At 40.1% G+C, this 14,019-nt stretch carries 11 protein-coding genes, 1 pseudogene and 1 riboswitch; of the genes and pseudogenes, 2 read left to right on the forward strand and 10 right to left on the reverse strand.

Annotated features, from left to right (window positions below; all coding sequences use genetic code 11):
* Positions 1–515: 515 nt before the first annotated feature.
* Positions 516–3,548, forward strand: a complete 3,033-nt coding sequence (locus J2Y03_RS11510) for an efflux RND transporter permease subunit (RefSeq protein ID WP_310194152.1) — start codon at positions 516–518, stop codon at positions 3,546–3,548.
* A gap of 192 nt (positions 3,549–3,740) precedes the next feature.
* Here the strand turns inward: J2Y03_RS11510 and J2Y03_RS11515 are convergent.
* The 3 genes and pseudogenes from J2Y03_RS11515 to J2Y03_RS11525 form a co-directional block, all read right to left on the reverse strand.
* Positions 3,741–3,964: pseudogene (locus J2Y03_RS11515) on the reverse strand (D-TA family PLP-dependent enzyme); the annotation flags it as partial.
* A gap of 21 nt (positions 3,965–3,985) precedes the next feature.
* Positions 3,986–5,080 (reverse strand): threonine synthase, encoded by a 1,095-nt coding sequence (locus J2Y03_RS11520; protein ID WP_310194155.1) that lies wholly within the window; start codon positions 5,078–5,080, stop codon positions 3,986–3,988.
* 209 nt (positions 5,081–5,289) lie between these two features.
* On the reverse strand, positions 5,290–5,664 hold the full coding sequence (locus tag J2Y03_RS11525) for a DoxX family protein (protein WP_132095201.1): 375 nt from the start codon (positions 5,662–5,664) through the stop codon (positions 5,290–5,292).
* A 268-nt stretch (positions 5,665–5,932) separates the two neighbouring features.
* Positions 5,933–6,011: riboswitch (ZMP/ZTP riboswitch) on the forward strand.
* Between the two features lie 61 nt (positions 6,012–6,072).
* Here J2Y03_RS11525 and J2Y03_RS11530 point away from each other — a divergent pair.
* A complete protein-coding gene (locus J2Y03_RS11530; protein ID WP_132095203.1) occupies positions 6,073–7,272 on the forward strand; it encodes a phosphoglycerate dehydrogenase in 1,200 nt (399 codons plus the stop codon).
* 219 nt (positions 7,273–7,491) lie between these two features.
* Here the strand turns inward: J2Y03_RS11530 and J2Y03_RS11535 are convergent, their stop codons facing one another.
* The 7 genes from J2Y03_RS11535 to J2Y03_RS11565 all read right to left on the reverse strand — a co-directional run bounded on the left by J2Y03_RS11535 (position 7,492) and on the right by J2Y03_RS11565 (position 13,803).
* On the reverse strand, positions 7,492–8,964 hold the full coding sequence (locus J2Y03_RS11535; protein WP_310194159.1) for an aldehyde dehydrogenase: 1,473 nt from the start codon (positions 8,962–8,964) through the stop codon (positions 7,492–7,494).
* Complete coding sequence (locus J2Y03_RS11540) at positions 8,961–9,161, reverse strand: 2-hydroxymuconate tautomerase (RefSeq protein WP_310194162.1); 201 nt, start codon at positions 9,159–9,161, stop codon at positions 8,961–8,963. Before J2Y03_RS11540 ends, J2Y03_RS11535 begins: the two co-directional genes overlap by 4 nt.
* Before the next feature lie 25 nt (positions 9,162–9,186).
* A complete protein-coding gene (locus J2Y03_RS11545; RefSeq protein WP_310194920.1) occupies positions 9,187–9,978 on the reverse strand; it encodes a 2-keto-4-pentenoate hydratase in 792 nt (263 codons plus the stop codon).
* A 70-nt stretch (positions 9,979–10,048) separates the two neighbouring features.
* Positions 10,049–10,828, reverse strand: a complete 780-nt coding sequence (locus tag J2Y03_RS11550; protein WP_310194164.1) for a 2-keto-4-pentenoate hydratase — start codon at positions 10,826–10,828, stop codon at positions 10,049–10,051.
* Between the two features lie 24 nt (positions 10,829–10,852).
* Positions 10,853–11,866 carry a 4-hydroxy-2-oxovalerate aldolase gene (gene dmpG, locus J2Y03_RS11555; RefSeq protein ID WP_310194166.1) on the reverse strand — a complete coding sequence of 338 codons (1,014 nt, stop codon included), beginning with the start codon at positions 11,864–11,866 and terminating at the stop codon, positions 10,853–10,855.
* On the reverse strand, positions 11,863–12,774 hold the full coding sequence (locus J2Y03_RS11560; RefSeq protein WP_310194169.1) for an acetaldehyde dehydrogenase (acetylating): 912 nt from the start codon (positions 12,772–12,774) through the stop codon (positions 11,863–11,865). Before J2Y03_RS11560 ends, dmpG begins: the two co-directional genes overlap by 4 nt.
* A gap of 33 nt (positions 12,775–12,807) precedes the next feature.
* Positions 12,808–13,803 (reverse strand): catechol 2,3-dioxygenase, encoded by a 996-nt coding sequence (locus J2Y03_RS11565; protein ID WP_310194172.1) that lies wholly within the window; start codon positions 13,801–13,803, stop codon positions 12,808–12,810.
* Between the last annotated feature and the right edge of the window lie 216 nt (positions 13,804–14,019).

Raw genomic sequence — 14,019 nt, forward strand, 5'->3', positions numbered from 1 at the left:
ATTATAATCTATGAAAAAAATATCATGTTTGTATAATTTATTCATTTTAACATGGAGAACAATATTACGATAGACAACAAATTTTAGAAAGATATTCTTAAGCAATGCTATTCATTCTTCACCTTCGGTTAGATTGTATGAATTTCCACTTTTAATTATTTGAAGCGTCTTTAAAACGCTTCTTTTTTATTCAGATTCTGCATTAGACCAGGTCCAAGACCGTGCCCATCTAGCACACACACCTCATGTATAAAGCAATCGGTAAGACTTAAGTCGTAGAAAAAATTCAGTCTCCTCAAAACAAAGTAAATATGGGATATTTAGGTAGCAGGTTCGAGGATGACGTGATTGTCATAAAGCACTATAAAATATTTTGCAAAAAGGCGGTGTTAATTTAAATTCTTGATTGACTTTATTAAGAGTTTGATAATTTATGGTAAATAATTCCTAATGATCACAAGAATGTGTTAAGTTTGAACCTGGTTTTTATACTTTTTCAAAGGGGAGATGTACCTATGTCAGTTTTCACGAAATGGGCTTTTCGGAACAAAGCCGCTGTCTCATTAATAACGATATTAATTCTAATCATTGGGGTCGTTAGTTATTTTAGATTACCGATGGAATTCTTGCCTTCAGCCGATAATCCGCAAGTAACGATTATTACAATGGGCCAAGGAACCGATTCAAAAACAATGGAAAGTGATGTCACTTCTCCAATTGAGCGAGCGGTTACCGGCATTTCAGGAAAAAATTCTATCTTTTCTACAACGGGAGACGGCTTTTCAAAAGTTGATTTATTTTTTGAAGCTGGTTCCGACATGAAACAGGCAAAATTAGATGTTCAAGAGGCATTATCAAATGTAGCACTCCCAGGTTATCTATCAAAGCCCATCATTTCACAGCTAAATACCTCGATGATTCCCATTTCCAACATCGCTGTAACCTTTAAAGATGGCCTTACGACTGAAAACCTGGAATTGATAAAAGAGAAAATTGAACCGTTATACAAAGATATTGACGGTGTGGCCCAAGTTCAAACCTATGGTTTAGTTGATCCTGTTATCTCAATAAAAATCGATAATCAAAAGTTAGCAGAAAACCAGGTATCTCTTCAGTCGGTACTGGGAATTCTTCAAGGTCAAAACACCGCTCTTGCCATTGGTGAAAAGAATATTGACGGAAAAACAAGCAATATAAAGGTGATTGGCGACGTAACAAGTCTCGAAAAGCTAAAAAGCCTGCCCGTCGCGCCAAATGTATCCCTAGATGATATCTCATCTATTGAGGAAACAACACAATCCAATTTTGTTAACCGTTTCGACGGGAACGAAGCCCTAAGCATCAGTGTAACGAAGGATAGTAATTCGAATGCTGTAACCATTAGTAAAGAAATCGAAAAAGTAACAAAGGAAATTAACAAAAAATACGATACACAAGAATCTACTATTTATGTTGCCTCAGCTGATATGGTTGAAACATCTGTTCAAACGATGATGAAAGAAGTCCTCCTTGGTGCTTTATTTGCTACGATTGTGATTATGATTTTTTTACGAAATATCCGAACAACGTTTATTACGATTGTTTCCATCCCGCTGTCACTTTGCTTTACCTTGTTCTTACTTTCACGTTCCGGGGTAACGTTAAACATTTTAACACTCGGAGGAGTTGCCGTTGCCGTTGGGCGGCTTGTTGACGACAGTATCGTTGTCATTGAAAATATTTACCGCAAAATGCAAACAGAGAAATTTTCAGTCCAAATGGTGATTGATGCAACCAAACAAGTGGGTGTCGCGATTACGGCCTCCACGTTAACGACGGTCGCGGTTTTCCTGCCAATGAGCTTATTAAACGGTGGACTTCAAGAATTCCTTTTACCATTTGCCTTAACCGTTACCTATTCATTGCTTGCCTCACTTTTGGTTGCATTAACAGTCGTACCGTTAATGAGTGCTGGTTTGTTGAAAAATACCAAACTTCCAGAACATAAACCGGCGGTACGCTTTCCAAAAGTAGTCAAATGGTCGTTAAATCATAAATGGATTATTTTCACCATTTCCCTGCTACTGTTTGCCGGATCGATAGTCGCTTACTTTGCCGTACCGAAGGGTGCCGTTGACAATTCATCTGCCGACTTTGTATCAGCTACCTTGAAATATCCAAATGAAACACCTTTTGAAACGGTCAAAGAAAAGGCACTCGAGCTTGAAAATTCGATTGCTGGGATGGATGAGGTTGAATATGTTTTTAACCAAGTCGGTTCTTCGGCTGATTTCGCTCAATTTGGCGAAATTGGTTCTCCAACCGAAGCGATCATCAGTATTCTATTAAAAGATAAAGACGATACCGATAAAGTTTTAAAAGAAATTGAACAGAAAAAGGACGACTATAAGGATGCTGTATTAGAAGTTGCCACGGCTTCGTTTATGATGGGCGGATCGGCAACGAATATTACGATTGATGTTGTTGGTGAGGATATCGATCAATTGGAAAAAACAGCAAATACTATTAAAGAAACCGTGTCTGATATTGACGGTGTTGAAAAAGTAACAACGAATCAAGATGAAAAGAAAACCGTCTACTCGTTAGTCGTAGATCCTGCAAAAGGTAATACACAGCAAATTGCCCAGCAGCTTGGTGTTATGTTAAATCAAACACCACTGGGAACGATTAAGGTAAATGAAAAACAAACAATGGTTGTTCTTGAACCTTTACTTAACACAGAAACACAAGACGACTTGAAAAACATTCCGATTATGACTGAAAGCGGAATGGTGCCGGTTTCTGATATAGCAACATTACAAAAGGCTGAGAGCTCAACCAGCCAATTCCATAAAGATGGAGAGACCTACCTTCGCGTCATTGCAACCGTCGATCCTGCTAAGCTCTCTGATATCTCCACGAAGATTAACCTGGAATTATTCGGTGATCAAAAAGACAATAAAGGAATCGACATTCCTGAAGATGTAGATGTTCTTGTTGGAGGGGCAAGTGCGCAGCAGATGGACGATTTTACCGATCTTTTCTTAATCATGCTCGTATCAATCGGAATTGTATTCCTGATTATGGTCATCACGTTTAAGTCGATTAAAGCACCAATCGCGATTTTAACCTCCCTGCCGCTTGCGGCCATCGGTGCAATTCTAGGAATCTTAATCAGCAGGATTTCTGTTGATATCACTGCACTGCTTGGAGCGCTTATGCTGATTGGAATTGTCGTCACCAATGCGATTGTTCTGATTGACCGTGTTAGGCAAAATGAAGAAAAAATGACAATTCGTGAAGCGATTGTTGAAGCAACGGCTACTAGAATGCGGCCGATTATGATGACCGCAATCGCAACGATATGTGCGATGATTCCACTCCTGTTTAAAGCATCTCAGACCGGAAGCTTGGTTTCTCAAAGCTTGGCTGTTGTCGTTATTGGCGGGCTGGCTCTCGCGACACTCTTAACATTGATCGTCATCCCATGTGTGTATGAATTATTGTATTTTAAAAAATCTAAGAAACAGAGAATGGCAGAAAATACTGAACAGCCTATTCAAATGTAAAATAACTTTTTGATAGCATTCAAATAAGGTAAGCAGATCGTATATGATTCTCAATTAAAAAAAGCCGAAAACATGCAGGAGATGAATAAAAACTTGCATGTTTTCGGCATATCAACATATGATTAGGCTGGCACCTCTACCTTTTTGAATATACCATGACACTATATTATTGTATTTTGCCACGACCAAGACAGCCATTACCTCCGCTTCACCCACTTTGGCTACTGTTATGCCCACAGCTCCTGCTTTCATTTGAAGTCCAGCGAGCTCAGGCTTTTATGTGTTTTTGTGTGTGGACACAAGTTTATTCCCCAACTGTTTACTTTTTCCTGCATGTATACGATGTTGTTCTCCATAATATCTTTATCAATGATCAGTGCTGGCGTATCGATTTCTTGATAATTACTTTTTACCATTTCCTACACCTCTTATTAAAATTAATGATCTGATTTTAAGCCGGCCCCAGTCATAGGAATTAGACTGTCTCTTGTTCTTCCATTCAGTTCACAATATTTTAGATATGCTGCATAACATGCTGAAGTTGTATGTTCACAATATATTCCTTTACGTGCTAATGCCATTCTAGCATCTAAAATTTTATCTTCAGGAGCCGTAACGACTTGAATATTATATTTATAAATATATTCTAGTATTTCTTCTCCACGCATTGGTACACCAATTGAAATTCCTTCTGCTAAAGTAGGCTGTGCCTGAACCTTTGCGGGTTTCTTTTCTCCTTCTAAGACAGCTTCATAAAATGGTGCACACTTTTCACTTTGAACCGCTATTATAGTAGGCATTTCCTGTATAATTCCACTTTCTATGAGTTCTTCTAATCCCTTCACTACTCCAATAAATAACGTTCCATTTCCTAATGGTACAAAAATATTAGAAGGTATACGATGGAGCTGCTCATAAACTTCATATATATACGTTTTCGTTCCTTCATAGAAAAATGGATTATAAACATGATTTGCATAATACTTACTTTCTGAATCTACCTTATCTCTACAAACTTCGGCACAATCATCTCTAGTACCTGGAACGATATTTACAGTGGCACCATGGGCTTTAATCATATCAATTTTCTTTGGTGATGTTCCTTCTGGTACGAAAATTTCACATTGGATTGCGGCTTTTGCACTATAGGCAGCTACGCTATTTCCTCCATTACCACTGCTATCTTGAACAACCGAATCAACCCCAATTGCTTTACAATGTGCGATTAAAACAGCGGCACCCCTATCCTTAAATGAAAGAGTTGGCATAAAATACTCCATTTTCACCAAGACATCTTCATCAAACTGAACAATAGGAGTCATTCCTTCTCCCAAAGTAATATCTTTCCAACTATCACCTTCAAGAGGCATAAAAGCACGATATCTAAAAATTCCCCATGCATCTTTATCTATTTTATTCACATCAAATGTAGGCGGTTGATAATCAAGCTTCCAAAGTCCTCCACACCTACACTTAGATTCTCTTGTGCTTACATCGACCTTGTTCCCACATTTTGAACAAATAAAATTCATATTCCTATACCACCTTTATAATTCAGCCACAGCTTCGATTTCCAAAAAGCGCCTGGCACCTTCCAATTTTATGGTAAACTCTTCGCGTAGGATATGTAAATATTTGGTGTTTATAAATGCCATTCATTCAACAAGTGACAGGCACTTTATTTATACAATAAAAAAGGCAGGTTGCCCGAACAGCAACCTGCCTTTTTGCATATTTTCATTTACCAAGTCCAGTTTGTGATGGAGAGTAACATTAAAGCTGCAGCTGCTAATGCAATATTCTTAAGAAATTGACTCTTCTCCCCTGCTTTTGCCGTCTGATCCTCAACCTTCCAGAAATTATGCATCAAGAAAGCTGAAACAACCAAGAATATTACTAATAAATAGAGTCCCCATTCAACCCAATATGCCGTAAGGATACTTAATCCACCCGCAAGGAGCATTAATCCGGTAACGACTACAGATAGACCTGGTGCTGGGACCCCTTTATAAGAGGCATACTGCTTTAAACCTTGAAATTGGATGAAATGATTAAGACCAGAATAAACAAAATAAAGACCAAATACTGCCCGACCAACCAGCCATAGCCAATCCATTCAGACATCATCCTTTCATTAGGTTAATTACTTCCACTATACATATATACTTTTTATTTAAAGAATATTCCTCCTTTTCTAAAAACAAAAAACGGCAAAAAATGGGGTCAGCCCGTTGGACTGACCCCTATCATATTTACACTCGTTGCTTTGTGCATGGATAAATTTCCCTTCTTTCTTGAGAAATATCATAAACTGGAAAATATATTTATTTAAGTTGTTTAGGTAGAAAACTACAGAGAATTATGATAATATTAAATAAATTTAAAAGACCATGTGTAACTGGCGAAACGCGGATAACCGCGAGGGAGCACATGGTGTCGCAGCCGTTCGCCTGGGCAGAGGTAAGGGAATTATTTCCCTTACCTCTTTCTGTTTATTAAAGGGGAAAATTAGGAGGAATTAATGATGAGCACTATCACTTTAGAAAAAATACAAACTATCAAAACACTTAATAATATCGCAGAAAGTGGTTTAAATGTATTCAATAAGGGTAATTTTCAGATCGACAACGGCAGTGAAAATCCAGATGCCATCCTTGTTCGCAGCTTCAATATGCACTCAGTTGAAATCGGAAATCATTTAAAAGCAATTGCAAGAGCTGGAGCAGGTGTAAATAATATTCCGGTAGAAAAATGTACAGAGCAAGGTATCGTTGTATTTAATACTCCTGGTGCGAATGCCAATGCCGTAAAAGAAATGGTACTAACCTCATTAATCTCTTCTTCCCGCAATCTTTTTGACGGTGTTGCTTGGGCAAAGGCTTTGGAGAATGAAGGTGACCAAATTCCAAAGCTAGTGGAAGCTGGGAAAAAACAGTTTGTCGGAAAAGAAATTAAAGGGAAAACATTAGGTGTCATTGGTTTAGGAGCCATTGGTGCGCTTGTAGCGAATGACGCGCTTGATTTAGATATGGATGTGATTGGGTTTGACCCGTTTATCTCTGTCGATACAGCTTGGAATTTATCCCGCAAAGTACAAAGGGCAATGACCATTGAACAATTGTTCTCTGAATCTGATTATATTACTGTGCATGTACCATTAACCGAGGACACAAGAGGTATGTTTAACTTAGCAACATTTAGCATGATGAAGCCGGGAGTTCATATTTTAAACTTCTCACGTGGTGAGCTTGTGAATGAAACAGACATGGCAGCAGCTCTCGAAAGCGGGAAAGTTGGGAAGTATATTACAGATTTCCCGAATGAAGCTATACTCAAAATGAAAAATACAGTTCCAATTCCGCATCTAGGTGCTTCCACACAAGAATCTGAGGAAAATTGTGCAATCATGGCCGCACGTCAGGTAAAGGAATTTTTAGAAACAGGAAACATCAAAAACTCAGTGAATTTCCCAAATACTTCTCTTCCATATACAGGAAAGCAGCGAGTAGTGGCATTCCATCACAATGTTCCAAACATGGTCGGACAGATTACCAACGCTATATCTAGTTACCATTTAAATATTGCGGATATGGTCAACAGAAGCCGTGGAGAATATGCCTATACGATGATTGACATTGAAAATAAAGTAAATGGTGATGTTATTCCGTCAATAGAGGAAAAAATCAAACAAATTTCTGGTATGGTAACTACTCGTATTATTTAAACATTAAAGAGGAAATAATTTTCCATAAAAATGGAGCCAGGTTTCAATACTGGCTCCATTTTGTTTTTTCATTAAGTTTTTATCTCACCTTCATTACCTTTTTCGCAAAATATTGATATAACACTGCCCCAAAATAGATTAATAGGAAAGGCTGATAGTACAAAATGCAGCTATTCGCCTTTCCCTCTATACTTTTCATATCATTGAGAAAATCGAAAATTATTTCAAAGCGATACAAATATTTTTCGCTTCAGTGAAAAATTCCAAGCTGTGATGGCCGCCTTCACGACCGACGCCACTCTTTTTGAAACCACCGAATGGAGCACGGAGATCACGAACAAACCAACAATTTACCCAAATCGTACCGGCACGTACAGAATGTGAAATCCGATGAGCACGCTGGAGATTTTCTGTCCATACGACACCGTTCAATCCGTAGTCGGTATCATTGGCAATTCGCAGCGCTTCCTCTTCAGAATCAAACGGAATAATTGTCACAACAGGGCCAAAGATTTCCTCCTGGCAAATTCGCGACTTCGGATTTTCAGTCAAATAGACTGTAGGCTCTAAATAATAACCATTTTGTAGATATTCAGGCAGATCCGGGCGCTTTCCACCACAGATTAATGTCGCATTTTCTTCTTTAGCAATCTCAAGATAGCTTGTTACCTTTTTATAATGCTCTTCACTCACAACCGGTCCCATTTTTGTATCCACATTTTGTGGATCACCGACTTTTAGTTCCATTGCCGCTTTCTTAAATCTTTCAAGGAACTCCTCTAAAATCGTACGTTGCACCAATATTCTTGATCCCGCAAGACAGATTTGCCCGGAATTCATGAACGCTGCATGAATCGAAACAGGAATCGCTTTATCAAGATTCGCATCTTCGAACACGATATTCGCCGCTTTTCCGCCTAATTCAAAAGAAACCTTCTTTAACGTGTCTGCGCCGTTTTTCATAATTCGCTTTCCTGTAGCTGTCGAACCCGTGAAGGAAACAAGATCTACTTTAGGATGTGTAGTCAGAGCAGTACCAACAACTCCACCTAGGCCATGAACCACATTGACTACCCCGTCTGGGATTCCTGCTTCCTTCGCAATTTCTCCAAGAAGAGAAACAGAAAGCGGAGTCATTTCAGCTGGTTTAATAACAGCTGTGTTTCCTGCTGCAAGACAAGGACCAAGTTTCCAAGTGGTGAGCATAAAAGGAACATTCCAAGGCGTAATGAGTGCAGCTACTCCAACTGGTTCATAGCGAGTATAGTTTAAATACTCTTCGCCCATTGGATACACTTCTCCGCCTTGTTGCTCCATGAAGTCGGCAAAAAATTTGATATTGTTAGCAGCCCGTGGAACTTCATGCTGTACTGCAGAGTGAAATGGTTTTCCTACATCGGTCGCATCTAAGCGAGCGATTTCCTCTTTTCGCTCAAGGATAATTTCAGCCATACGACGAAGCTTTGCACAACGCTCGGCTACGGTCATCGTTCTCCACGGTCCATTTTCAAAAGCGTCCCGTGCAATAGTGCAAGCACGATCCACATCTTCTTTTGTGGCTTCACTTACTCTCGCAATGACTTCCTGTGTTGCAGGATTTTTCACTTCAAAAGTGGCACCATTGCTAGCTTTTATATATTCCCCGTTTATATAAAGACCAACTTCTCTGACCCCGGTCTGTACGTTTGTCATTTTGAAACCTCATTTCTCTTTTTAACTGATTCGCCAGCGATGCCCCAATGTTCCGGATCTAGTTCATTAATCATGACGCGAATACTTTGGACGGGAGCATCTAACACCTCTGATACTAAATCGGTCATTTCTCGAATTAATCGTTCTTTCTTTTCAGGTGATCTCCCTTTAAGAATATTAACCTGAATAAATGGCATATCAACCTCTCCCTTCGCTATGAAGTTATTCCGTGAATATTGCTTCAACCGAGCCAAGGCCATCAAAGCCAGCCGTGAAATGGTCACCCGCTTCAATTTTAATCGCCGCGGATAAGGAGCCGCTTAACACGACTTCTCCTGGTTGAATACTTTGACCCACTTTATACAACCGATTGGCTAACCAAGCAATTGCTCTCGCTGGATGCCCCATCACTGCAGCTCCCGCACCTGTCGCCACAACTTCTCCATTTTGTTTAAACACCATTCCCATCAATTTCAAATCGAAATTTTTCGGTGAATAGAATCTTTCGCCAATAATAAAGCGGGAAGAAGATGAATTATCTGCAACTGCATCTGCTAAAGTAAACTTGAACCCATGGAACCGGCTGTCAATGATTTCAACAGCAGGTGCAATATATTCGGTTGCTTGAAGCACATCTGCTACCGTTACATGCGGTCCTTTCAATTCTTTGTTAAAAATAAAGGCAATTTCCGGCTCCAGCTTTGCATGGATGAAAGGTGCAAGCGAAATCTTTTCCCCTTCAAACAGCTGCATGCTTTCAAGCAAGATCCCGTAAGATGGCTCATGAACCCCCATCATCTCTTGTTTTGCTTTGCTCGTTAATCCGAGTTTAAGCCCAATCCTTTTTGTGTTTTCTTCTTTGCATTTCATTTCGACTAAGTGTTCTTGTACTTGATAAGCTAACGCTTCGTCCAGTTCAGGATAGGCGTCAACAAATTTATTCACAGCTTTTTTCTGTTTTTCCGCCTCAAAAAGTTCAAAAGCTATTTGATCGATTACATCCGTCTTAATCATGTTATCACCTTGTTTCTTTTGATATCCCATCGATCAGTGGGGGAAAAACCCCCTGACCCGAGATTTCTCTTTATTTTTTAAAAGAAGCCGTGACTGAACCAATATGGGCAAACTCCGCCGTAAAGGTATCATTTTCCTTCACTTCAATAGCACTTGTTAATGCGCCTGAAAGAATGATTTCCCCTGCTTTTAGGGATACATCATACTTACCTAATGAATTCGCCAGCCATGCGACCGAACGAAGTGGATTTCCAAGAACGGCTGCCCCTGCTCCTGAATCAATCATTTCTCCATTTCGATAAGCGACCATGCCGATAAGAGTGAGATCTAAGCCATCAAGCTTTGTAGGTTTCCCGCCAATTATCGCACTAGCAGAAGATCCATTGTCTGCGACTGTGTCTTCAAACTTAATCTTCCAATCGTCAATCCGGCTATCAATCACTTCAATTGCCGGAACAATATAATCTGTAGCTTCGATGACATCAAGGATGGAAACATTCGGGCCTTTTAAATCCTTTTTTAAAATAAAGGCTATCTCAAATTCTACTTTCGGTTGAATATATTGTTCTAGTGAAATCTCTTCACCTTCGACATACATCATATCTGCTAATAAATGACCATAATCAGGCTGATTGACACCAAACATGTTTTGAATCGCTTTGCTTGTCGCACCAATTTTTTTCCCAACAATGATTCCACCATTTGCAACTTTCCGACGGATAATCTCTAACTGTGTATGATACGCTTCATCGACGGTAATCCCTGGATAGGAAACCGTTAACGGCTTGATAACCTGCTTTGTTTCCTCTGCTTCCAATAGATAAGTGGCTGCTTCTTGAATAATTGACACAACTGTTTCCTCCTTACCCTAGGACTATACTTTTAACCCTTTTTTCTCAGCTAGTTCTACCGCTACATCTAAAATCCAATCCTCCTGGCCAGCAACCGCTTGCCTTTTACCAAGCTCTTCCATAATTTCGGATACACCGACACCAAACTTTTCCGCAGCGTGTTTAACGTGTAATAAAAAGCTGTTATAAACTCCAGCATAGCCACTTGATAAGTTACCTCGATCAATCACGATTGGAGACTGCATGAGTGGTGCTATCTTTTCCTCTGCAGCATCCATTAAAATCGCTAAGTTAATACCGGTTTCGATGTTCATTTTATTAAGCACCGCAACAAGGACTTCCGTTTGAGCATTACCAGCTCCCGCCCCTAGTCCTCTTAGCGTTCCATCAATTTGATTGGCACCAGCTTCAAGCGCCGTTATTGTATTGCCAATTGCCAACCCAAGGTTATTATGAGCGTGGAAACCGACTTGAATGGACAAGGCTTCTTTTAAGGCTGACACTCTTTCACGAACGCCACTTTGAACAAGAGCCCCTGCAGAATCAACAACATAAACGCAATCGGCACCATACGATTCCATCAGCTTTGCCTGCTCCACAAGCACACTTGCTGGCTGCGTATGAGACATCATGAGGAAACCAACCGTTTCAAGTCCTAATTCTTTCGCTAAGCGGAAGTACTGCTCCGTAACATCTGCTTCTGTACAATGAACAGCAATTCGAATTACAGATATGCCAAGTTCAGCCGCTTCTCTTAACTCTTTGCTCGTCCCAATCCCCGGAACGAATAATGAAGCAATTTTAGCATGTTTCGCGGTTTCTACCGCCACTTTAATCAAGTCATATTCAGAATGAATGGAGAACCCTTGCTGAATCGTCGAGCCGTTTAAACCGGAGCCATGGCTCACTTCAATAACAGGCACACCGGCCTCATCTAAATCTTTTACGATTGTCCGTACCTGTTCAGGCGTATAACTATGGCTAACGGCATGATCGCCATCTCTTAGGGTTGTATCTGTCAGTCTAGGACTCTTCATCGTGTTACCTCCTTAGCAGAAAGAAAATGTCCGGCATATACATCTCCGACTCGGTAGGCGGATGCGGTCATGATATCCAAATTCCCGGCATATGTAGGGAAGAAATCTCCCGCTCCGATTACTTCATTCATGATGACTACTGTTGGCAAGCGGCCCCATGGAGTTTCACGATAATCAACAAATGGCGTACCTTTTAAACGATAGCCTGGAACATAGCTAGAAATCTCAGCTGCAATCGATTGAACCGACTTAATGACCGCTGCTTCATCAAATTCTTCTTTAATCACCGCATAAACTGAATTCGTCATATTAATGGGTGGCTCTGCTGGATTGAAAACAGGAATGGCTCTTGCTATTTTCGCTCCGCCAATTTGCTGAACCGCATTCGCCGTTGTGCGAACAAACTCATCAACATTTTGTCTTGTTCCGGGCCCAATCGATAGACTTGCCGCTGTCGCAATGACTTCTGCATAATGAACAGGCACCACGCGATTGACGGCGTGAACAAGTGGAGTCGTTGCCTGGCCGCCGCAAGAAATCAAGTTGACATTCATCGCTTCAAGATGATCATGTAAATTAACAGTTGGAACGACAAACGGTCCAATGGCTGCCGGGGTCATATCAACGGCTAATTTCCCTTGTTCTCTTAGTGCTTGCGCATTCAGCTTATGAGCTTTCGCGCTTGTTGCATCAAACACAATCTTAATCTCAGAATCTTCCAAAATTGCATCGATTCCATGATGGCTTGTTGCAATTCCCTTTTCTCTTGCTCTCGCTAGTCCTTCGGAATTTTGGTCAATCCCTGCCACTAAGGTTAACTCCATGTTTCCATCACTTTTTAAAATTTTATACATCAGGTCTGTTCCTATGTTTCCAGATCCTAAAATCGCTACTTTTACTTTCGTCAAAACTTTCACCCCGCTTTTCTAGTATTCAATGAATTAAGGTTTTAAAACCTCTTCTTCAACAGCCTCACTTGATGTTAGTGGAGTACCTTGCGTCCACCAAGATACTGGGAAATCGGTTCCAATCCAAGTATCGCCATTGCCAGGAACATCTTTCATTTCCCAAATCACTGGTTTCCAAGCTGGATCCGTAATGATATAGCCTGCATCTCCGAACAATTCGATGCGGTTGCCGCCTGGTTCAATCACATACATACAGAACGCTTGGGAAATTCCATGCTTATTAGGAGGAACTTCAATCTTGATATCATGATCTTTCATTAAATCAGCCACATCATAAAGGTTTTGCGGAATGCCATACCAATAGCAAAGATGATGAAGCTTTCCTTTCACGCTATTAGGCTCTTGCATATAAGCAATTTCATGAACAAGATTGGAAACGCTTATCCAGCTTCCAAGGACATGACCATTATCTTGAATTTGCTCTCTTAATCGGAAGCCAAGATTATCAATTAAGAAGTTCGTATCGGCTGCTGGATTGGAAGTCATAAGATTGATATGATCCAAGCGACGAACCGGTACACCACGATCTGGACGTTTGGATGGACGGTTTAATAGTTTTGAGCGTTGCTCTTCTTGAACATTGTAGTATTCGACATCCCAAAGGATTTCCATTAAATGACCATCAGGAGTAGTAAATTGATAAGCTTTTCCATGACCGATATCTCCGTCGATCCAGCCTTTACCTAATCCCGTTTTTTCAATTTCTTCTACGCGGCGCTGTAGTGCTTGTGGGGATGTTGCCCGCCAAGCAATATGGCCGACTCCCGCTTCTATTGATTCGGTGATTTTTAATGTATTATGGTAAAAATCCTCATATGCCCGAAGATAAACGGAACCTCCGGAACGAGCCGTTACTTCCATTCCTAGAAATCTTGTGAAAAATTCAACAGATTGTTCCAGTTTTGGAGAAAGAATCTCCACGTGTGCTAGTTGTGCTACATCAAAAATTGGTTCGATAAAATTAGTCATGCCCTGTTCCTCCTAAATTTTTGTTTTGTAAAACATGAACAAATCATATTGACGAAATATACTGAAAAGTGGTACCGTTTTCATAATATTCGGCACCAAATCTTTCTTAATTGTCTAGAACCTGATGTATACTTTTATTTTAAGGGGTTGGCAAGCTACTAACAACACCATTGTCCCTTTATACGGGACAATTTCTGAATTTTTATATAATTTTTT

Origin of the sequence: Neobacillus niacini (genome assembly GCF_031457145.1) — a bacterium.
Classification (GTDB): domain Bacteria; phylum Bacillota; class Bacilli; order Bacillales; family Cytobacillaceae; genus Neobacillus; species Neobacillus niacini_J.